The following is a 20,038-nucleotide window of genomic DNA, read 5'->3' on the forward strand; positions in this document are numbered from 1 at the left end:
AATTGCCGATAGTAATCACCATTAGCAGAAGACTTTTACCACCGGCCTCGGTTCGTCCAGTCGCATGCGAAACAGACGAACCTACCTCAAGAGTCTGGGAGGAATCACACTCGGAACCGCCGCGCTGGGCACGGCCGCGGTGAGTTCCGCGTCCGCGGCGAGCACCTACGCGGACGACTCGACGGAGGGCACGTGGCACTCCGGCTGGCAGTCCTACGACGCCTACAACGAACTCGACAACCAGTCGGCGACGTTCGAGGAGAACCTCACGTACTCCTTCTCGCCGGCCCAGCCGGCACCGTTCGGCGAGTGGAGCGTGTACCTCAGCGCCCTCTCGACCACGGTCTGTACGTACGACGACACGGACGACCTCGCACCCCTCGTCGGCTACAAGAAGACCAAGTTCAACTGGCGGGAGTCACAGGACCAGCACGTCGAGTACCCCGAGAGCGGCAACGACGACTGGATCGGTGGCCACAACCACGACGAGAACGACGACCTCTTCTGGGAGACGGTGGAGTTCGGGGTCGACACGGCCGAGTACGTCATCAGCCTCGCCGACGAGGTCGTCCCCGACCCGGTCGGGCCGCTCCTCGACACGAAGAACTACATCCAGGAGGCCGTCGAGTTCGCCGACGACATCGGGGGCTGGTGGGACAACTGGAACTCCGCGAGCTACGAGTGGCGCGACCACAACCGCGCGCTCCACACCTCGTTCGTGATGATCGAGCTCGACCAGCTCGAACCGGGCGCGTCCATCGAGATCGATATGGAGACGTTCGCCAACCAGCGCCGGAACCCGCCCGAGGCCGGCGGCGCCGGCATCGGCTGGCAGCGCCGCTCCAACCTCTCGAACACCCTGACCGCGCCGGACTACGAGTCGCCGGACCCGACGTAGCTCCCGCCGTCCGAACCGGCCCGACCGGCGGACGCCGACGACGTGGGACTCCCGGGCTGCCTGTCGCCCGGTTTAACGACACGTCTCACGACGGCCGAACCGCTTTCCTGCTCGGGACGGTTGGTCTGGACGATGACGGAGTCGCCCGGCCGTTCGACCACGCTCCCGGCACTCGTCGTCGCCGCGGTCGTGGTCGTCGCCATCGCTGGGTTCGAACAGGCGGTCTCGCGGCTCTACCTGCTGAACTTCAGCACGGCCGGCCCCAACGCGACGGCTGTCCTCGCCGTCCTGCTCGTGAGTGCCCCAGCCGTCGGCCTCGCGACGGTGCTCCCCGACCGGTCCCGGACACGTGTGCTGAACGGGTGTGCCCTCTGCAGTCCCGTGCTACTGGCCGTCGCGCTGCTTGCGGGGCCGGTCCCCGGTGTCGTCGCCGCCAGCGCGACAGCCGCCCTCGCGTTCGTGCTGCTCGTCGCCGTGGTCGCCCGCAGGCCGGGCGCGGTCGCGACCGGTGCGACCCTCGGACTGCTCGCGCTCGTTGCCCTCCGGTCGCTGCGCCACGGCGCGTCTCTCGCCGCGACGACGGCGGGCCGTGCGGTGCTGTTCGGGCTGGCCCTCGGCGTCGCGGCGGGCTGGCTGGTCCTGGCCCGCCGCACGGACTCTTCCCCCGCGTTCGACGCCGACACGGGGCCGCTCGCGCTGTTCCTGTTCGTGGAGGCGGCGTTCCTCGGTGCACCCGGTGCGGTGGCGACGTGGGGCCTGACGAGTCCGACGACGGCGACCGTCTCGGCGGCACTCGGCCTCGCCCTCGCGGGTGGGGTCGTCGCGCTCCGCGGCCCGCCGGCCCGCGTGACCCTGCCGGTGCTCGCGGTCGGCTTCCTCCTCGCCGTCGCGGACCTGCTCTGGGTCGGCCTGACAGCGGGGACCGCGGTCGGCGTCGCACAGGGCTGTGCCGTCGGGCTGCTGGCGCGTGGCGTCGCCGACGCCCGGTCGTCACCCTGGCGCTGGCGGCCGGCGGCCGCATCGCAGCTGCTCGCCGTCGTCCTGCTGTTCCTGTTCGTCTCGTCGCTCAACTGGGCGTACATGCCCGCACCGCTGGACTCGCTGACGCGCGGCCGGAGCGGGCTGTTCCTCCTCGGGCTCTGTGCGACGCTCCCGGCGGCGGTGTCGCTGACGGGCTGGCTGGCGGGTCGCGCCACGTCGGCCGGGGATGCCACGACGGGCGGCAACCCGGGGCCCGTCGGAGCCGGCGTCGCGTCCCTGTCGCCCGTCGACGGTGACCGACGCGCAGCGATGCTGGCCGTCGGCGGCGGGCTCGCGGGGCTCGGCTCGGTGGCTCTCCCGGACCGCCGTGGCGCGGCCGACGCGGGGGCGCGTCCCCTGACGGTCGCGACGTACAACGTCCACCAGTTCCTCGCGCCCGACGGCGACTACAACCTCGCCGCCGTGGCGCGGGTGCTCCGCGAGACCGACGCCGACATCGTCGGGCTCCAGGAGTCAGAGGGCAACCGGCTCACATCGGGCACCGTCGACGGCGTGCGCTGGCTGGCGGACGAGCTGGGCTACCACCACGACTACGGTGCACCGACGAGCGCCGCGAGCTACGGGGTCGCGCTGCTGTCGGCGTGGCCGATCCGCGAGAGCGAGGTCGTCTCGCTGCCGACGCACGACTCGCCCCGTCGGCTGGCGATGCGGTCGGTCGTCGCGACGCCGGCCGGCGACGTCCCCGTCGTCTGCACCCACCTCCAGACCCAGCAGGGCGGCGACCCCGCCGCGGTCGCGGTGCAGGGGGAGCAGGCACGACGCGTGGTCGAACTGGCGGGCGACGACCCGCGGACGGTCCTCCTCGGCGATCTCAACGTGACGCCCGGCGACGACCCGGCGTACCGGCTGCTCGCAGAGGCGTTCACCGACGCCTGGGTCGCGGCGGACGCCCGGTCGCCCGCCGACGGCGGCACCTACCCCGCCGACGCTCCCGTCGAGCGCATCGACCACGTCTGGACCGGTTCGGGATGGGCGGTCCGGTCGGCGGCGACCCACGGTGACTGGGACGCCTCCGACCACCGGGCGGTGTCCGCCGTACTTGAAGACCCCGACCAGTCCGTCTGAAGGTTGAGGGGGCTGGCGTGTGAGAGAGTCACTATGCAGATAACCGGCGTCACCCAGCACCATCTCAGCCACCAGCTCGACGGGCACTTCGAGCCGACGTGGATCCCGGGCTACCCGCAGTCCAGCCACGAGGTGGAGCTGTTCGAGGTCGAGACCGACGGGGGAATCACCGGGCTCTGTGCCAGCCCGAGCTTCGCTGGCGGGCTCTCCTACGAGACACCGCTCTCGCTGTTCCTGACCGGCGAGGACCCGCACGACGTGGACGCCATCAGGCGGAAGCTGGAGAGTATCGACCTCATCGGGCCGCGGCCGTGGCACCTCGAACTGGCGCTCTGGGACATCATCGGCAAGGACGCCGGCAAGCCCGTCTACGAACTCCTCGGCGGGAGCGACGACCCCATCCCCTGCTACGCGAGCACCGGCGAGGTGCAGGACGCCGACGAGCGCATCGAGTACGTGCAGGAGCGCGTCGACGAGGGCTTCCAGGCGGTGAAGCTCCGGGTCGCCGAGAAGGAGGACGTCGAGGTCGTCAGGACGGTGCGGGAGTCGTTCCCCGACCTGCCGCTGATGGTCGACGCGAACAAGGGCTGGGCGGTGCGCGTGATGGCAGAGGAGGAGCAGTGGCGCTACAAGGACGCCCTCTCCGTCGCCCGCGAACTGGAGGACATCGGGGGTATCGAGTGGTTCGAGGAACCCCTCCCGAGGCACGACTACGAGGGCTACGCCCGGCTCCGCGAGGCGACGGACGTGCCCATCGCCGGCGGCGAGTTCAACGACCGGCCCGGCGAACTGCACCGGTTCCTCGCGCACGACGCGCTGGACGTGCTCCAGCCCGACGCCGCGCTCGCGACAGGCATCCGGGCGGGCGTGAGCGTCGCCGAGGCCGCCGCCGAGCAGGGCGTCGAGTTCGTGCCCCACACCTGGACGAACGGCATCGGCTTCGCGGCGAACCTGCACGTGATGGCCGCCGCGGGCTCGCCGTGGTGCGAGTTCCCCATCGAGCCGCCGTGGACGCCCGAGGTTCGGGACTTCCTCCTCGAGGAGACGCTCCACCACGAGGGTGGGTACATCACACCGCCGGACGGTCCGGGCCTGGGCGTCGAGCTCGACGGAGGTGTCCTCGCGTGAGCCTCCCCGAGGACGTACTGGAGAAGCACCGCTCGGTCGCCGACGACGTCGTTGGCGAGGAGACGTACGGCCACCTCATCGGTGGCGAGTGGGTCGAGAGCGACGGCGGCGAGACGCGAGTGACTTGCGACTCTACGACGGGCGAGCCGCTGGCGGAGGTGCAGCAGGGGACCCGGAGCGACGTCGACCGCGCCGTCGCCGCGGCGCAGGAGGCGTTCGAGGGACGCTGGGGCGAGAAGTCGCCACAGCAGCGCGCCGAACTGCTGCACCGGGTCGCCGACATCGTCGAGGAGGAGAAGACGAGCATCGCGCGGCTCGACTCGCTGGAGGTGGGCAAGCCGAACAAGCACTCGCTGCTGGTGGACAACACCATCGTCGTCGACCAGCTCAGACATTTCGCGAGCCTCGCCCGGACCGCCGACTCGGGGCGGTGTCCACCGTCCGGCGACGACAAGCACATCTACACGCGCCGGGAGCCCTACGGCGTCGTCGGCTGCATCAGCGCGTGGAACTTCCCGGCGATGTTCGTCGCCTGGAAGCTCGGCCCCGCGCTCGCGGCGGGCAACAGCGTCGTCTACAAGCCGTCCTCGCGGGCGGCCCTGTCGACGCTCGAGCTCGTCCGCATCTTCGACCGGGTGCTCCCCGACGGGACGGTCAACGTCGTCACCGGCGCGGGGAGCGTCGTCGGCGACGCGCTCACCGGCCACGATGACGTGGCGAAGGTCAGCCTGACGGGCTCGACCGGCGCGGGACAGGCCGCGATGCGGAACGCGGCGAACCGGATCGCGCCCGTCTCGCTCGAACTCGGCGGCAACAACCCGAACATCGTGTTCCCCGACGCCGACCTCGACGACGCCGTCGAGGGCGCGCTCGTGGCGATGCTGTTCAACCAGGGCCAGCAGTGCACGGCGGGCTCGCGGCTGTTCGTCCACGACAAGGTTCGCGACGAGTTCTGCGAGAAGCTGTACGCGCGACTCGACGAACTCGGCGTCGGCGACCCGCTGTCGCCGCTGACCGACGTCGGGCCGCTCGTCGACCCGGACCACGCCGCACTGGTCCGGAGCTACGTCGAGACGGCCATGGAGGAGGATGCGACGGTGCTGTACGAGGGCGACATCCCCGACGAGCTGGCTGACGCGCCGTTCGTCCCGCCGACGCTGCTCGGCGACGTGGCAGACGACGACACCGTCGCCGTCGAGGAGGTGTTCGGTCCCGTCGCCGCGCTGTTCACGTTCGAGTCCCGCGAGGAGGTGCTCGCGCGGGCGAACGACACCGAGTTCGGGCTCGCGGCGGCAGTCTGGACGAACGACCTGGACCGCGCCCACGAGGTCGCCGCCGACCTCGAGGCCGGGACCGTCTGGGTGAACACCTACAACGACATGTTCGAGCCGGCGCCCTACGGCGGCTACAAGCAGTCCGGGCTGGGTCGCGAGCTCGCCGCGGAGGCGCTCGACGACTACAGTCAGACGAAGTCGGTGAAGGTGAACCACGGCGACGTGCCGAACCTCGGGTGAGGGAACGAGTCGAGAGTTGACGCCGACTCGCCGTCCTCGCAACCGCCGGACAGCGACCGCGCCACGCTATTTTTACACCAATTTTCATTACATTTAAGCCGGTCGCCACCGAATTCCGGGCCATGCGCGCAGTCGTATTCCAGGGTGCGGAGGAGCCGATGACCGTCGAGGAGGTCGACCGGCCCGAACCGGGCGACGACGACATCCTCGTCGAGACCGAGGCGTGTGGCATCTGCCGGTCGGACTGGCACGCCTGGCGCGGGGACTGGGAGTGGATCGGGGTGATGCCCCAGCCAGGGCTCGTCTTCGGCCACGAACCCGTCGGGAAGGTGGTCGAGGTCGGCGACAACGTCGACCGCTTTGCCGTCGGCGACCGGGTCACCAACCCGTTCAACCTCGGCTGTGGCGGCTGCCATCACTGCCGGGACGGCCGCGGGAACATCTGCGAGCGCTCCATCCCGATGGGGTTCGTCCCCTTCCAGACCGGCGCGTTCGCCGAGTACTACACCGTCCGGAACGCCGACTTCAACGCCGTCACGCTCCCCGACGAGGTCGACCCGGTCGACGTGGCCGGGCTGGGCTGTCGCTTCGCCACCGCGTTCCACGGGCTGGCCCACCGGGTCGACGTGACGCCGGGCGACTGGGTCGCGGTCCACGGCTGCGGCGGCGTCGGCCTCTCCGCGGTCCACGTCGCCGACGCACTCGGCGCGAACGTCATCGCGGTCGACCTCTCCACCGAGAAGCTGGAGCGCGCCCGCGACCTCGGCGCGGACCGCACCGTCGAGGTGGGGGAGGTCGACGACGTCCCACAGGCCGTCAAGAAGTTCACCGAGAGCTCCCGCGGCGCGGACGTGGCGGTCGACGCGCTCGGCATCGCCGAGACCTGCCGGAACGCGGTCAACTCGCTGGGAAAGGGCGGCCAGCACCTCCAGATCGGAATGACCACCAGCGAGGAGGGCGGCGAGGTCTCCCTGCCGGTGGACACGATGGTCACCGACGAGCGCGAGTTCTACGGTACCTACGGCATCCCGCCCAACGAGTACGACGAGATATTCCGGATGATGGCGACCGGCAAGCTCGAACCCGGTCGCATCGTCAGCGAGACCGTCTCGCTCGAGGAGGTGCCGGGCGTCATCGAGGGTCTGGGCGACTACGAGACGGTCGGTATCCCGGTCTGCGACGGGTTCTGACCGCCGAACGGGCAACAGACTCATAGCTCGCCCTGTGGACTGGAGTGTATGGACGAGGAGCCACGGTCGGACGGAGCCGACTCGAACGACGGCGGCGAGACGGTGCCGCTCGAGGACATCCCGCTCCACTCGACGAACATCCTGACGGTCCTCGACCAGGACGGTATCGTCCGGTACGAGAGCCCATCCGTCGAGCGTGTCCTCGGCTTCGACCAGGACGAACTGGTCGGCGGGTCGTTCACCGAGTACTTCCACCCCGACGACCGCGACCACCTCGTCGAGGCGTTCGAGACGCTCGTCTCCAGCGACGACTACACCGTGCAGTCGGTCGAGTACCGACACCTCCAGGGCGACGGGAGCTACCGCTGGGTCGAGTCGGTCGCCGCCTCGGACCCGACGCCGGAGGGCTACTACGTCGTCAACACGCGGGACATCTCCGACCGGAAGGCCCGCGAACAGGAGCTCGAACGGACGAACGAACGGCTGGCGGAGTTCGCGAGCGTGGTCAGTCACGACCTGCGGAGCCCGCTGAACGTCGCGGACCTGCGGGTCGACCTCGCACGGGAGACGGGCGAGCTGGAGCATCTCGACGCGGTCGATCGCGCCCACGACCGGATGGCGACTCTCATCGACGACCTCCTGGCACTCACGCAGGCCGGCGACGACGTGGTCGAGCCGGAGCCGGTCGACCTCGACGCGCTCTGCCATCGGTGCTGGGGCACCGTTCCCACTGCGGACGCGACGCTGGAGGTGACAGCGGACGAGTCGGTCGAGGCGGACCGCTCCCGGCTGCGACAGCTGCTGGAGAACCTCATCCGTAACTCGGTGGAACACGGGTCCGAAGCCTGTGAGAAGGGGTCGGACGACGGCGGCGTGACTGTCACCGTCGGCGAGCTCGACGACGGGTTCTACGTCGCCGACGACGGGCCCGGTATCGCCAAGAACGATCGCGAGCGGGTGTTCGAGAGCGGCTTCAGCACGGACGAGGACGGCACCGGGCTCGGGCTGGCCATCGTCCGGGAGGTCGCCGACGCCCACGACTGGACGGTGGCGGTGACCGAGAGCGATGGCGGCGGGGCCCGCGTAGAGCTCAGCGGTGTCACGGACGACTGACGGTGTCTGTGCACCCGCTGCGGCGCGGCGCACTCCCCAGCCGAGGGGTCCACGTCGGACTGTGCCGAGTCGCGGCGACGGCTGCAGCCGAGGAGCCTGACCAACCGGCCGGACCGCTTAAAGACACGACTCCGTCCGGGGGAACGGGTAAGGCGGAGGCGGGAGAAGCCGGTGCCATGGCCATCGCACTGCCCAGCGAGGCGGACGAGTGGATCCAGGAGTGGCGCGAGCAGCTGAACGAGTCCGACCGCTACAGCGAGGTCGGCGAGGGGTGGGGCGTCGGCTTCGACGGCTCGTTCCTGTTCGTCATCGAGCCCGACGACACGTACGACGGCGACGCCATCCACCTCTACGTCGACCTGGAGGACGGCGAGTGCACCGCAGCCCGCATGGTCGACGGCGAAGAAGCCGTGGACTGGGGGTTCGCGTTCCGGGGCAGCTACACGAACTGGAAGCGGCTCATCCACGGCGAGGCCGACCCCATCGAGGGGATGATGAGCGGCGAGTTCGACCTCGACGGCGACATGCAGAAGGTGCTCCAGTACAGCAACGCCGCGGTCGTGATGACCGAGAACGCGGGTGCCGTCGACACCGAGTTCGAGTACTGAACCTGTCCAGCGGGCGGGGTGCTCCCCCGCCCTGTTGCTTCTGCCGTTACTCGACGACGACGCTGCCAGTCATCCCGGCCGCCTCGTGCGGGATGCAGACGTAGCGGTGCTCGCCGGCCGTCTCGAACGTGTGGACGTACGACTGTCCGGACTGGACCGCACCCTGTCCGTTCTCCCAGCCCTCCCGGGCGGCCGACTCGCTGTCGAAGCCGCCGGAGGCCCAGTAGCCCGCACCCTCGGGTAGCTCGTCCTCGGAGGCGGTGACGGAGTGGGCCTCGCCGCCGGCGTGGGTCCACGCGACGGTGTCGCCCGGCGAGACGGTCAGCTCGGCGGGGGCGAAGGAGACGGCGTTCATGTCGACGACGTGGTCGGCGTCCTCGGGGACGCCCTCGACGACGTTGGGGCCGCCGGAGAGCTCGGTCTCGTCCGCCTCCCCGCCGCCGGAGTCGGACTGGCCGACAGGCGCGGCAGCGGGCGCCCCGGCGATGGCGAACTGCGCTCGCAGCGAGGTGTCGGCGTAGGCGCTCGCGGCCGCCGAGACGCCGGCACCGTCCTCGATGGCGCTGCCGAGGTCGCCGAGTGCGGCCTCGAAGCCCTCGTAGGCGTCGTGGTCGGCCTCCTCCAGCGCCTCGTGGACGCGCGCACCTTCGAACCGGCCGAAGGCGTCCTCGACGATGCCACCTGCGGCGTCGCCGTGGGAGCCGCCCGCTGCAGCGACGACGGCGTACGTGGCCTCGACCGCGCGGTCGTTGAACGCCCGGACGGCCTCGGTCGGGTCGCCGGAGCCGGCCGTGCTCCGGGCGTCGGAGAGTGCGCCCTCGAAGGACTCGTAGAGCTCGTGGTCGGCGCCCTCGAGTGCCTCGTGGAAGCCGCCTGCACCTGCCTCGAAGTGGCCGAACGCGTCCACCAACACCGCGGTGGCGCGGTCGGTCGCCCCAGCGACGGCGAGGGCGCGGGCGTCGAAGGCGCGTGCGGCCATGTAGCCGCTCTCGACGGCACTGACCTGTGCGGTCGAGCCGGCCTCGGTCTCGAAGGAGAGCAGCGCCTCCATCGCACCGCTGGCGTGGGTCTCGACGGCCGCGTCGTCGCCCTCCTCGAACGCGGTGACGAGCCCGTTCAGGTGCTGCTCCTCGAAGGTGTGGTAGAGCTCCTCGCTGGTGTGTTCGAGGGTCTCGTGGAGGTCGGCCTCGTTCTGCTCGAACGTCTCGAACAGGCCGCTCGCGACGGCGGCGGCGGCCGACGCCTCGCCGGACTCGTATCGCTCGACGGCGTCGGCGAGTCGGGCACGGAAGAAGCCCGCCTCCAGCAGGGCCGGTTCGGAGCCGGTACCGAGCGCCTCGGTGGCGGTCACCAGGGCGTCGTCGACGGTCTCGGCGGCGGAGCTGACGCCCTCGTCGTCGCCCTCGTCGATGGCAGTCGAGAGCGCGCTCAGCCCGTCCTCTTCGAACTGGTGGTAGGCCTCCTCGCTGGCCTCCTCCAGCGCCTCGTGGGCACGGGCGCCCTCGAAGTGCGCGAAGACGGCCTGCACGGCGCTCTTCGCGGCGTCGGCGTGGCCACCCTCGTACAGTCGGACGGCGTCACGGACCCGGGCACGGTAGACGGTGAGGGCGGCGGCGTGGGCGAAGTCGGTCGACGGGCCGCCCATGCTGGCCAGCGCGGCTGCGTCCCAGCCGAGGGACTGGAAGACGGCGACGTGACCGCTCCCGGCGACCGTCTCGGTCGGGGCGATGCGGTAGGAGCCGTCGATGGCGGCGGTGAGCGCGGTCTCGACCTCCGTGCGGACCGCCGCGGCGTCCTCGTCGCCGGCGGCCTCGACGACCCCCTCGATGCCGCCCTCGAACCGGGCGTAGGCGTCGCCCTCGGCGGCCTCGAGCGACGCGTAGACCGGTGCGTTCTCGAACCGTCGCTGGACGTCCTCGGCGAGCGTCGCGGCACCCTCGAACGCGCCGGCACCGGCCAGCATGGCGGCGTCGGAGAGCGTCGCACCGAGGTACTGGAGGTCGAGCGCCTGCGCCGCGGCGTCGCCGATGCGGTCGCGCTGGGCGGCGTGCAGCTGGTCGCTCGCGATTGCTGCCTCCTCGTTCGCGCGCCCGAGATCGCTCGCGGCGAGCCCCTCGGTGCGGAGCTCGCCGAGTGCCTCCTCGAACTCCTCGTAGCTCGTCTCACTGGTCGACTCCAGCGCCTCGTGGGCGTTGTACTCGCCCGAGGCCTCCTCGAAGCGGGCGAACGTTGCCTGTGCGCGGGCGCCGCCGGCGTCGGGACTCCCGGCGAGTCCGAGCGACACCGAGTTCCAGAGGCGGGTCCGCATGGCGTTCCACTCGGCGGCGACGGCGACGTCGGTCGCCGCGAACTCGTCCCCCTCCCCGTCGTCGCGCTCCGTCTCCTCTGGCTCCGTCATCGTTCCATCGGTCGGGGTCACCGTCCCGCCCTCGGCGTCGTCGGAGCCGACCATCGTGCACCCTGCGAGGCTGATCGTCGCGGCGAGTGCCCCGCTTCCCTTCAACCAGTCGCGTCGTGTCTGTCGCATGCTTTTAGGCTCGCCTAAATAATGAAGTGGCTTTCGGTTTCGGCCCACCTAAAACACTCGTTCCGTGGCTCGATTCGGGCCTCGTTTGTACCTGTCGATGTACACCGTACCGAGCGACCCGAACCCTTTCCTGTCGACCACGCGAACGGGCGCAGCATGAAGTCCGTGGGGTTGCGGATCGAGCCGGAGGACGGGGCGTTCCCGGGTGTCGATACGGTACTGGCGGCGCTGCCGGACGTGCGCCGCGACGGCCTGTACGTCCTCGACCGGCTGGGCGACGGCACCTACGCCATGCTCTACCGGGTCGTCGGTGGCGACGGCGACGAGCTGCGTGCCGTCCTCGCCGACCACGAGGAGGTGCTGGAGTTCGACGTGGTCGACGCCGGCGACCGACGCCACTACGTGTTCGTGAACGTCCTCGCCCGGGAGTCGGTCGACGCGCTGCTCGACGTGGTCGAGGCGCACCGCCTGCTGCTCAACCCGCCGTTCCGGGTCACCGACGACGGGCTGTGTGTCACGGTGTCCGGGGACCCGGACTCGCTCCGCGAGGCGTTCACCGACGTCGAGGACCTCGACATCTCCCTGACTGTCGAGTGGACCGGCGGCTTCCAGCCGGACGCGCCGACGCCGCTGGCACGGCTCACCGACCGCCAGCGCGAGGCGCTGCAGGTCGCGCACCGACTCGGGTTCTACGAGACGCCGCGGGAGGCCTCGTACGAGGAAATCGGTACAGAGCTCGACTGCGCGCCATCGACGGCCAACGAACTCCTGCGGCGGGCCGAGGCGTGTGTCGTGGACGCGCTGCTCGACGGCTGAGCCGTCCGCGCGGTCGTCGGGTCGACCGAGCTTCTTTGACCCGAGAGCCCCATCGGTAAGCCATGTCCGTCAGCTTCGACTTCTCGGACCGGGTCGCCATCGTGACCGGCGCGTCGGGAGCGCTCGGCAGTGCCGTCGTCGACGCATTCCGCGACGCGGGTGCGACCGTCTGCGCCGTGGACGTCGTCGAGCCGAGCGACGAGGATTCGCTGCTCGACCCCGACGCGGGGACGACGTTCTACCAGGCCGACCTCACCGACGAGGCCGCGGTCGAGGCCCTCGTCGAGCAGGTCGTCGCGGACCACGGCCACATCGACCACCTCGCGAACATCGCCGGGACGTGGCGCGGCGGCGACCACGTCGAGGACACCGAGCTCTCGGAGTTCGACCTGCTCTGGAACGTGAACCTGAAGACGGCGTTCCTCGCGACGAAGCACGCCCTGCCCCACCTGCAGGAGTCGGCGGGCTCCATCGTCTCGGTGTCCGCACGCTCCTCGCTCGAGGGCGGCGAGGGCGACGGCCCGTACCGCATCACGAAGGCCGGGATCAGGCTCCTGACCGAGACCGTCGCCGAGGAGAACCGGGGGACGGTGCGCGCGAACTGCGTGATGCCGTCGGTGCTGGACACGCCGATGAACCGCGAGATGATGACGCCGAGCGACGACTGGGTCGACCCGGCCGACGCGGCACAGGTCATGCTCTTCCTCTGCTCCGAGGCGGCCTCGCCGACGAGCGGGGCGGCCGTGCCGGTCTACGGCGAGGCCTGATCCGGGGCGTCGGTCGGCTCGACGCGCACCCCCTCGAAGTCGAACCGCGCGCCACCGGATGCCGAGTCCGTGGCCGACACCGACCAGCCGTGGCTCTCGGCGATGCGCTCGACGATGGACAGCCCGAGGCCGGTCCCCCCGCTGCCGGAGACCCCCGACTCGAACAGCTCCTCGCGGTCGTCGGGGAGGCCCGTGCCGTCGTCGGCGACGTAGAACCCGTCGCCGTCGGTCCGGACGTCGACCGTGATGGTCAGCCCGTCGCCGGTCCCGTCGGAGCCGTGTTCCACGGCGTTCCGGTAGCAGTTCTCGAACAGCTGGACGGTCCGGTCCGAGTCGGCGTACACGACTGCATCGCTCGGGACGTCGAGCGTCGCCGCCCCGGTGTCCGCGGTCTGCCAGGCGCGTTCGGCGACCGCCTCCAGCGAGACCGGCGCTGGATCGGTGGCCGTCTCACCCTCGCGGGCGAGGACGAGCAGGTCGTCGACGAGCGCCTCCATCCGGTCGTGGCTCTCGCGGATGGTCTCGACGTGTGTGGGGTCGTCCGTCTCCTCCAGCAGGTCCAGATAGCCCTGCGCCACCGCGAGCGGATTCCGGAGGTCGTGGCTGACGACGCTGGCGAAGCGGTCGAGTCGTTCTGTCTTGCGTTCGAGCTCCCGACGGGAGGCGTGCTGTTCGGTCACGTCCCGGAGGACGTACACCTGACCGGTGTCGTCTCCGAACCCGGTCGTGGCGACGTCGAACACCCTGTCGTCGAACTCGAGGAACTCCCGGTGTTCGACGCCGCCGTCACAGAACACTTCGAACGGTGACGGGAGCACGGTCTCCACGGGCTCGCCGACGACGGTCTCGTCCGCGAGACCGAGGAACGTCCTGGCGCGACCGTTCACGTCCCGGACGCGTCCCCGGCCGTCGACCACCACGACGCCGTCGCCGATGGCCTCCATCACGGCGGGGCGGGCGACGGGCGCGAGCGAGGTGAGGTCGAACCGCAGGACCGACAGGGTGATGACGATTGCCGAGACGCAGAATCCGAGCGCCAGCAGGCCACTCACCCCTGGGACGAACATGTCGAGCGCGTTGGCAAGCCACGGGATGAGGATGGCGACGAGCATCGTGATGCTCTGGCCCCGATAGGCGTCGTTCGACCGCAACGCCGCCCGGATGACGAGTACGGTGCTCACCGCGACGAGTACGTACGCGTAGAGCATGTGGACCCAGAACCCCGTTCCCCAGACGATGTCGGTCTCGTTGCCGGCGCGCTGGACGACCCCTTCGAACACGAGCGAGTGGCCGCCGACGCCGAGGGCCGTGATACCGGTCCCGTCGTTGGTGAGCGCGGTCACCAGGAGCAACACGGGGTGGACGGCCAGCAGGAGCACACCCGGCCAGGTGAGGACGTCGTCGAAGCTGGCGTACCGGAGTGCGAACAGGAAGAGGAACGCGGTGGTACAGGCGAGACCGAACAGGGCCAGCGCGGCCGCACGATACCCCCAGACGGAGCCGGTCGGGGCCACCTCCGCACCGAGGGCACTGGCCAGCCAGACGGCGACCGAGAGGAGGACACCGGCCAGTTCCGCCGCTCCGTCCGTGTGTCGATTCCGCCAGCTCAGGACCGCCAGACCCCCGGTCGTCGTGGCGCCGCCGACGTAGACGAACGGGAGCACCTGTTCGAGCATTCGACCGACATTAGTGAACCCCCAGCAAGATAGTTCCGGCCAGCGACCGGCTGAATGCTTTCGTACGAAAGCTCGGGGCTCACTCGTGACCGGCGATCACGCCGGGCACCCGTACCCGCACCGTCGTCCCGTCGTCGTCGCTCTCGAACGTCAGCTCCCCGCCGAGGGCGTCGACGCTCCAGCTGACGAGCCAGAGGCCGAGCCCGCTGCCGTGGTCGAGCGCGGTCTCCGCCTCCCGGTCGAGGGCGTCGAGCTCGTGGTCGGGGATGCCGGGACCCTCGTCGCGGATCTCGAAGATCGCGTCGCGGCCGTCACCCGTGTCGGCGGGAAGGGTCTCCACGAGTGCGACGGTGGCCCCGGTGCCGTCGGTCGACGCCGCGTGCTCCACGGCGTTCTCGACGAGGTTCGCGAAGACCGTCCGGAGCAGTTCGCGGTCGGTCCGCAGCTCGAGCGCCGGGGGGACCGAGACGGTGACCCCGTCGCCGCAATCGACCCCGTCCAGCACACCGTACAGGAGTTCGTGCACGAGGACCGGTTCGACGGTCACGTCGCGGTCCATCGTGCGCTCGATGTCGCGGGCCTTCTCGCCGAGGGCGAGCAGCCCGTCGGTCTCGTCGGCCGCGGTCGCGAGCATCGTCTCCAGCTCGGGGTCGTCGGTCCGGGAGCGGACCTCGTCGAGGTAGCCCTGCACGACGGTCAGGTCGTTCCGGAGGTTGTGCCGGAGGACGCGGTTGAGCACAGCGAGACGCTGCTTCCGGGCGAGCTCGTCGGTCACGTCCTGCAGCACGACGGTGTACCCGAGGGTGGCGTCGCCGGGGCCGGTCAGCGGCGTGACGACGGCGGTGAAGGTGAGTCGCTCGCCGTCGGCGTAGACGCTCACGTGTCGCTCGCCGCCGTGGTCGTCGGTGGCGTCGATGTCCAGGTGGTCGTCGAGCGGGTTGGTCAGGGCGGCACGCTTGGCGGCCCCGAGCAGCGACTCGGCCGCCGGGTTGAGCGTGACGATGCGGTTGTCCTCGTCGACGACGACCACCGGGTTGCCGAGGTCGTCGATGGCGGCGCGTTCGCCCGTCCGCCGGGTCGCCGGGTTGAGCGCGAACATCTCGCTGCGGAAGAGCGCGTACATGTCCAGTGCGACGTGCGGGATGAACGCGACGGCGACGAAGTTGAGCTCGGGGGACGGTCCGACCTCGAACAGCCAGAGGGTGACGGCCACGAGGGGCGGGATCGGCGTGAGCGCGATGGCGACGGCCTGTGTCCGGTAGAGCGGGCCGTAGCTGAGGACGGTGTCGATGAGGAGGAAGATGGAGACGGTCAGCACCGCCGCCAGCAGCACGAACTGGAGGTAGACCGGGAGGCCGACGGCGTAGTCGGCGGAGGCGACGCCCTCGGTCTGGACGACCTCGAACGATTGCCAGGCGAGCCCGTGGAGCGGGTTCGTGACGACGACCGCGCTGAAGGCGACGGCGTCGGCGACCAGCAGCCCGAACCACGGGCGGCGGAGGGCCTGCCCCCGGCCGGTGTACTCGAACGCGAAGGCGACGTAGCCGACGACGACGACGGCCGCACCGACCCAGAACAGCGACTCCAGCACCTCCCGGGCCAGCGGGTCGAACACGAGCATCGCGACCGCCTGTGAGCAGCAGACCAGCACCTGGCCCGCGATGACGACCAGGAACGACCGGCCGCCGGGCTTGTCGGCGAAGCGCAGGACGTACCCGAAGAAGGCGAGGTTCACCACGCCCGCCAGCAGCGCGAGGAGGGCCGGCCAGGCGAACGTGCTCATCACGTCAGGCTATCGAGTGCATCCACTTGCTGGTTCCGGCCTCGGAACACCGGTCCGTAGGTCCCCCCGCAGCGACCGCCAGGGTTTTCGACGGGACGCACCTACCGGGCACCGATGCTCGCGTACCACGCCCTGTTCGTCGCCCTCGTCGTCGGGACGGAGCTGTTCTTCGCCGGTCTCTCCATCGTCAACGTCCGGTACGGCGCACGCACCGCACGCGACCGGTCGGACTGGATGCGCGAGACCCTCGGCGTCGAGGACGTGGAGTCGGTGCTCGACTACCAGCGCGCCCGGGTCGGGCTCTCGCTGCTGGAGACGGTGACGACGCTCGGGTTCCTGCTGCTCGCGCTGTACTCCGGCGTCGTCACCGAGGTGGTGGTCGCGCTCACCGAGACCGGGCTGTCGCCGTTGCTGCAGGGTGTCGTCTTCGTCGTCCTCGCGCTGCTGGCGACCCGGGTGCTCGGTGCGCCGTTCGACCTCTACAGCACCTTCGTCGTCGAGGAGGCGTTCGACTTCAACAACCAGTCGCCGACGCTCTGGGTGCGGGACTACCTCCTCGGGACCGTGCTGAGCCTCGTCATCGTCGGTGGGCTCGCCGCCGCGGTGCTCTGGTTCGTCGAGAACGTGCAGTACTGGCCGGCCGCGGGCTGGGCGCTCGTCGTCGGCTTCTCCGTCGCGATGCTGGTGCTCAAGCCCCGCGTCATCGACCCGCTGTTCAACGACTTCACCCCCGTGGAGGAGAGCGACCTGCGGGACGCCGTCGACGAGGTGTTCGAGCGCGCCGGCTTCCGCTGCGAGCAGGTGTACGAGATGGACGCCAGCAAGCGGTCGGGGCACTCGAACGCCTACTTCGTCGGGTTCGGGCGCACCAAGCGCGTCGTGCTGTACGACACGCTCGTCGAGTCGATGGAGATCGACGAGATACAGGCGGTGCTCGCCCACGAACTCGCCCACTGGAAGCGCAAGCACATCCCGAAGTTCGTCGCGCTCGCGGCGGTGCAGTTCGCCGTCGTCTTCGCCGCGCTGGGCTACCTCGCCGGCCAGCCCTGGGTGTTCGACCTGTTCGGGTTCCCGGCGGAGGCCACCTACGCCGGCCTGTTCGTCGCGGTGCTGCTCGTCGGCCCGGTCATGCAGTTGAGCGCGCCGCTCCAGAACTACCTCTCGCTGGCCTACGAGCGGGAGGCCGACACCTTCGCCGTGGAGACGATGGGCGCCGACCCGATGGCGAACGCGCTGGCCGCGCTCGCCGCCGACAACATGACGAACCCGTTCCCGCACCCGCTGTACGAGACGTTCCACCACGACCACCCGCCCATCCCCGAGCGCATCCGGTACGTGCAGGAGATGGGCGAGGAGGCGGCAGAATCGGTGGATGACGGTACGAGCGACGGCACGCCCTCTGCCTGAGAGGTTTACGAATACTCTGAACCTTCTATCTGCATCACCCTCCGAACAGCCGGGTGGCGCGCGGCCGTCCTCGTCGCCGAGCACCGCGAGGGTTCCACGAGCGCAGCGAGTGGGACGCGGCGAGGCGACGGAGGAGTCTCGCCAGGCGGCGAGGACACGCTCGCGCGAGGGACGAGGTGCGCAGCCGTGGTCCCGGGAGTCGAGCCAGCAGGGGGCGTTCTGGTTGTTTGTGCTCCTCAGTCCATCAGCTTGCGGTGGGGGTACTCCGGCTCCGCCATCCCAAGCGTGCCAGTCACACTCACCCGACAGTCGTCCGAGAACCGGCCACTTTAGTAGCTGGCTGACTGAACGTTCATTCAACGATGGGCGATAGCAGCCGGTTCGCCGCCGCAGCCGAGGACGACACGCGGGCCGCCATCATGCGGGCCACGTACGACGCCCTGACGAGTCACGGCTACGCGAACCTGACGATACAGCGGATCGCCGACGAGTTCGAGAAGTCGAAGTCCCTCCTCTACCACCACTACGACGGCAAGGACGACCTCCTGGTGGACTTCCTGCGGTTCATGCTGGAGCACTGGGAGGCGAAGGCGGAGTGTCGGGAGGGGCAGGACCCGCGGGTGCGCCTGGAGGCGCTGCTCGACCGGGTCGCCGCGGTCGAGCTCGACGAGGAGACCGCCGCGTTCACCGCCGCGATGGAGGAGCTGCGCGGGCAGGCGCCGCACGACGCGGCCTATCGCGAGCAGTTCACGGAGCACGACCGCGCGCTGCGGGAGCGGTTCGCGGCCATCATCGCCGAGGGCATCGACGACGGGGCGTTCGAGGCGGTCGACCCCGCGGTGACCGCGGAGTTCCTGCTGACGACGGTCAACGGAATTCGCATCCAGCGTGTCACCCGAGACGACGACGGCGGCGTGGCGGCGGCCCGGGCCGAGCTCGACGCGTACCTGGCCACGCGACTGTACCGGGGTGAGGCCTGATGGGCATCTTCGACGTGTTCCGCGGGCAGGACGAACTCGACCTGACCTCGGGCGGCATCGGCAAGCCGCTGTTCCTGCTCGCGCTGCCGATCGTCATCACGAACCTGCTCCAGACCGCGTACAACCTCGCGGACACGTTCTGGCTCGCCCAGCTGAACGAGACCGCGGTCGCGGCCATCACGTTCGGCTTCCCGATGGTGTTCCTGCTCATCTCGCTCGGGATGGGGCTCTCGGTGGCGGGCAGCGTCCTCGTCGCCCAGCACACCGGCGCGGAGGAGGAGGCCGAGGCCGAGTACGCCGCCTCGCAGACGGTGCTGTTCGCACTCGTGGCGTCGACGCTGCTCGGCGTCGTCGGCTTCATGCTTGTCGACGAGGTGCTGTGGCTGCTCGGCGCGCGCGGCGACGTGTTCCGCGAGGCGACGCAGTACATGGAGGTCATCTCGCTGGGGATGCCGTTCATGTTCGGCTTCTTCGTGTTCATCTCGCTGATGCGGGGCTACGGTGACACGGTGACGCCGATGATCGTGATGTTCGGCACGGTCGTCCTCAACGTCGCCATCGACCCGCTGTTCATCTTCGGGTGGGGGCCGATCCCGAACGGGTTGGGTGTGCAGGGCGCGGCCATCGCGACCGTCATCTCCCGGGCGCTCGCGACGGCCGTCGGCCTCGGCATCCTCTTCCAGGGCGAGCGCGGCGTCGAGATACACCTCTCGCAGATGAAACCGGACCTGCAGTTCTTCCGGAAGATGCTCGGCATCGGGCTCCCAGCCTCGGTCGAGAGCACGGGCCGTTCCATCTCGGTGAACCTGATGCTCGTCGTCGTCGCCATCTTCACGGACACGTTCGTCGCCGCGTTCGGCGTCGGCATCCGCATCTTCAGCGTCATCTTCCTGCCGGCCATCGCGGTCGGCCAGGGCGTCGAGACGATGGTCGGCCAGAACATCGGGGCCGGCAAGCGGGACCGGGCCGAGCGCACGGCCCACACCGCCGCCGTCGCGATGTTCGTCATCCTCTCGGGGGTCGCGGTGTTCGTGTTCGCGTTCACCGAGGCCATCGTCGCACCGCTGTCGCCGAACGAGCAGGCGACCGACATCGCGGTCACCTTCCTCCGGGTGGTCGCGCCGACGTTCGGCTTCATCGGGATGATGCGGGCCTACAACGGCACGCTCCGCGGCTCCGGGAAGACGATGCTCTCGGCCGCCGTCTCCATCATGATGCTCGGGGTCATCCGACTGCCCATCGCGTACGTGCTCTCGCGATCCATCGAGCCGTTCGCCAGCTGGGCGCCCTACGCGACGGGGCAGGCGGGCATCTGGGCGTCGTTCGTCGTCTCGAACACCGCCGGAGCGCTCATCGCCCTCGCGCTCATCCAGCAGGGCTCGTGGCGTCACGGCGACGTGCGCGGCGGCCCGACTCCCGAGCCCAGCGCGACGGACGACTGAGCTCTCGCCGGAAGAAGTATGCAGTTTCGTGCATAGAATTCGGTTCTAAAACGCCATTTTGGGCACGAACCCGAGGATTGAAG

15 protein-coding genes are annotated in these 20,038 nt (G+C 70.1%); 12 read left to right on the forward strand and 3 right to left on the reverse strand.

Annotation, left to right across the window (positions count from 1 at the left end):
• Positions 1-64 precede the first annotated feature (64 nt).
• The 7 genes from ACSG06_RS05900 (at position 65) to ACSG06_RS05930 (ending at position 8,557) form a co-directional block, all read left to right on the forward strand.
• Complete coding sequence (locus tag ACSG06_RS05900; protein WP_440989338.1) at positions 65-898, forward strand: hypothetical protein; 834 nt, start codon at positions 65-67, stop codon at positions 896-898.
• Positions 899-1,030: 132 nt separating this feature from the next.
• The gene (locus ACSG06_RS05905; protein ID WP_440989339.1) at positions 1,031-3,004 is read left to right on the forward strand and encodes an endonuclease/exonuclease/phosphatase family protein; all 1,974 of its coding nucleotides are present in this window, start codon (positions 1,031-1,033) and stop codon (positions 3,002-3,004) included.
• A 33-nt stretch (positions 3,005-3,037) separates the two neighbouring features.
• Positions 3,038-4,132 (forward strand): mandelate racemase/muconate lactonizing enzyme family protein, encoded by a 1,095-nt coding sequence (locus ACSG06_RS05910; protein WP_440989340.1) that lies wholly within the window; start codon positions 3,038-3,040, stop codon positions 4,130-4,132.
• Complete coding sequence (locus ACSG06_RS05915; protein ID WP_440989341.1) at positions 4,129-5,646, forward strand: aldehyde dehydrogenase family protein; 1,518 nt, start codon at positions 4,129-4,131, stop codon at positions 5,644-5,646. The genes ACSG06_RS05910 and ACSG06_RS05915 overlap by 4 nt, the downstream gene beginning before the upstream one ends.
• A gap of 122 nt (positions 5,647-5,768) precedes the next feature.
• A complete protein-coding gene (locus ACSG06_RS05920; RefSeq protein ID WP_440989342.1) occupies positions 5,769-6,836 on the forward strand; it encodes a zinc-dependent alcohol dehydrogenase family protein in 1,068 nt (355 codons plus the stop codon).
• Positions 6,837-6,884: 48 nt separating this feature from the next.
• Positions 6,885-7,949, forward strand: a complete 1,065-nt coding sequence (locus tag ACSG06_RS05925) for a sensor histidine kinase (protein WP_440989343.1) — start codon at positions 6,885-6,887, stop codon at positions 7,947-7,949.
• A gap of 176 nt (positions 7,950-8,125) precedes the next feature.
• The gene (locus ACSG06_RS05930; RefSeq protein WP_440989344.1) at positions 8,126-8,557 is read left to right on the forward strand and encodes an SCP2 sterol-binding domain-containing protein; all 432 of its coding nucleotides are present in this window, start codon (positions 8,126-8,128) and stop codon (positions 8,555-8,557) included.
• A 46-nt stretch (positions 8,558-8,603) separates the two neighbouring features.
• On the opposite strand, the gene ACSG06_RS05935 is transcribed toward ACSG06_RS05930, so the two are convergent.
• Entirely contained in the window at positions 8,604-11,084 is a 2,481-nt protein-coding gene (locus tag ACSG06_RS05935) for a DUF5059 domain-containing protein (protein WP_440989345.1), read from the reverse strand.
• A gap of 156 nt (positions 11,085-11,240) precedes the next feature.
• On the opposite strand from ACSG06_RS05935, the gene ACSG06_RS05940 reads away from it, so the two are divergent.
• A complete protein-coding gene (locus ACSG06_RS05940; protein WP_440989346.1) occupies positions 11,241-11,900 on the forward strand; it encodes a helix-turn-helix domain-containing protein in 660 nt (219 codons plus the stop codon).
• Positions 11,901-11,962: 62 nt separating this feature from the next.
• The gene (locus tag ACSG06_RS05945; protein ID WP_440989347.1) at positions 11,963-12,667 is read left to right on the forward strand and encodes an SDR family oxidoreductase; all 705 of its coding nucleotides are present in this window, start codon (positions 11,963-11,965) and stop codon (positions 12,665-12,667) included.
• Here ACSG06_RS05945 and ACSG06_RS05950 read toward each other — a convergent pair.
• On the reverse strand, positions 12,652-14,343 hold the full coding sequence (locus ACSG06_RS05950) for a sensor histidine kinase (protein ID WP_440989348.1): 1,692 nt from the start codon (positions 14,341-14,343) through the stop codon (positions 12,652-12,654). The genes ACSG06_RS05945 and ACSG06_RS05950 overlap by 16 nt on opposite strands.
• 79 nt (positions 14,344-14,422) lie before the next feature.
• A complete protein-coding gene (locus ACSG06_RS05955) occupies positions 14,423-16,126 on the reverse strand; it encodes a histidine kinase N-terminal 7TM domain-containing protein (RefSeq protein ID WP_440989349.1) in 1,704 nt (567 codons plus the stop codon).
• Positions 16,127-16,240: 114 nt separating this feature from the next.
• Here ACSG06_RS05955 and ACSG06_RS05960 point away from each other — a divergent pair, with 114 nt between their 5' ends.
• From ACSG06_RS05960 to ACSG06_RS05970, 3 genes are all read left to right on the forward strand, one after another.
• Positions 16,241-17,533 (forward strand): M48 family metallopeptidase, encoded by a 1,293-nt coding sequence (locus tag ACSG06_RS05960; protein ID WP_440989350.1) that lies wholly within the window; start codon positions 16,241-16,243, stop codon positions 17,531-17,533.
• 362 nt (positions 17,534-17,895) lie between these two features.
• On the forward strand, positions 17,896-18,513 hold the full coding sequence (locus ACSG06_RS05965; RefSeq protein ID WP_440989351.1) for a TetR/AcrR family transcriptional regulator: 618 nt from the start codon (positions 17,896-17,898) through the stop codon (positions 18,511-18,513).
• Positions 18,513-19,955, forward strand: coding sequence for an MATE family efflux transporter (locus ACSG06_RS05970; RefSeq protein WP_440989352.1), 1,443 nt, complete (start codon positions 18,513-18,515; stop codon positions 19,953-19,955). The genes ACSG06_RS05965 and ACSG06_RS05970 overlap by 1 nt, the downstream gene beginning before the upstream one ends.
• Positions 19,956-20,038: the final 83 nt, after the last annotated feature.

The organism is Haloarchaeobius baliensis, assembly GCF_052060055.1.
Lineage (GTDB): Archaea > Halobacteriota > Halobacteria > Halobacteriales > Natrialbaceae > Haloarchaeobius > Haloarchaeobius baliensis.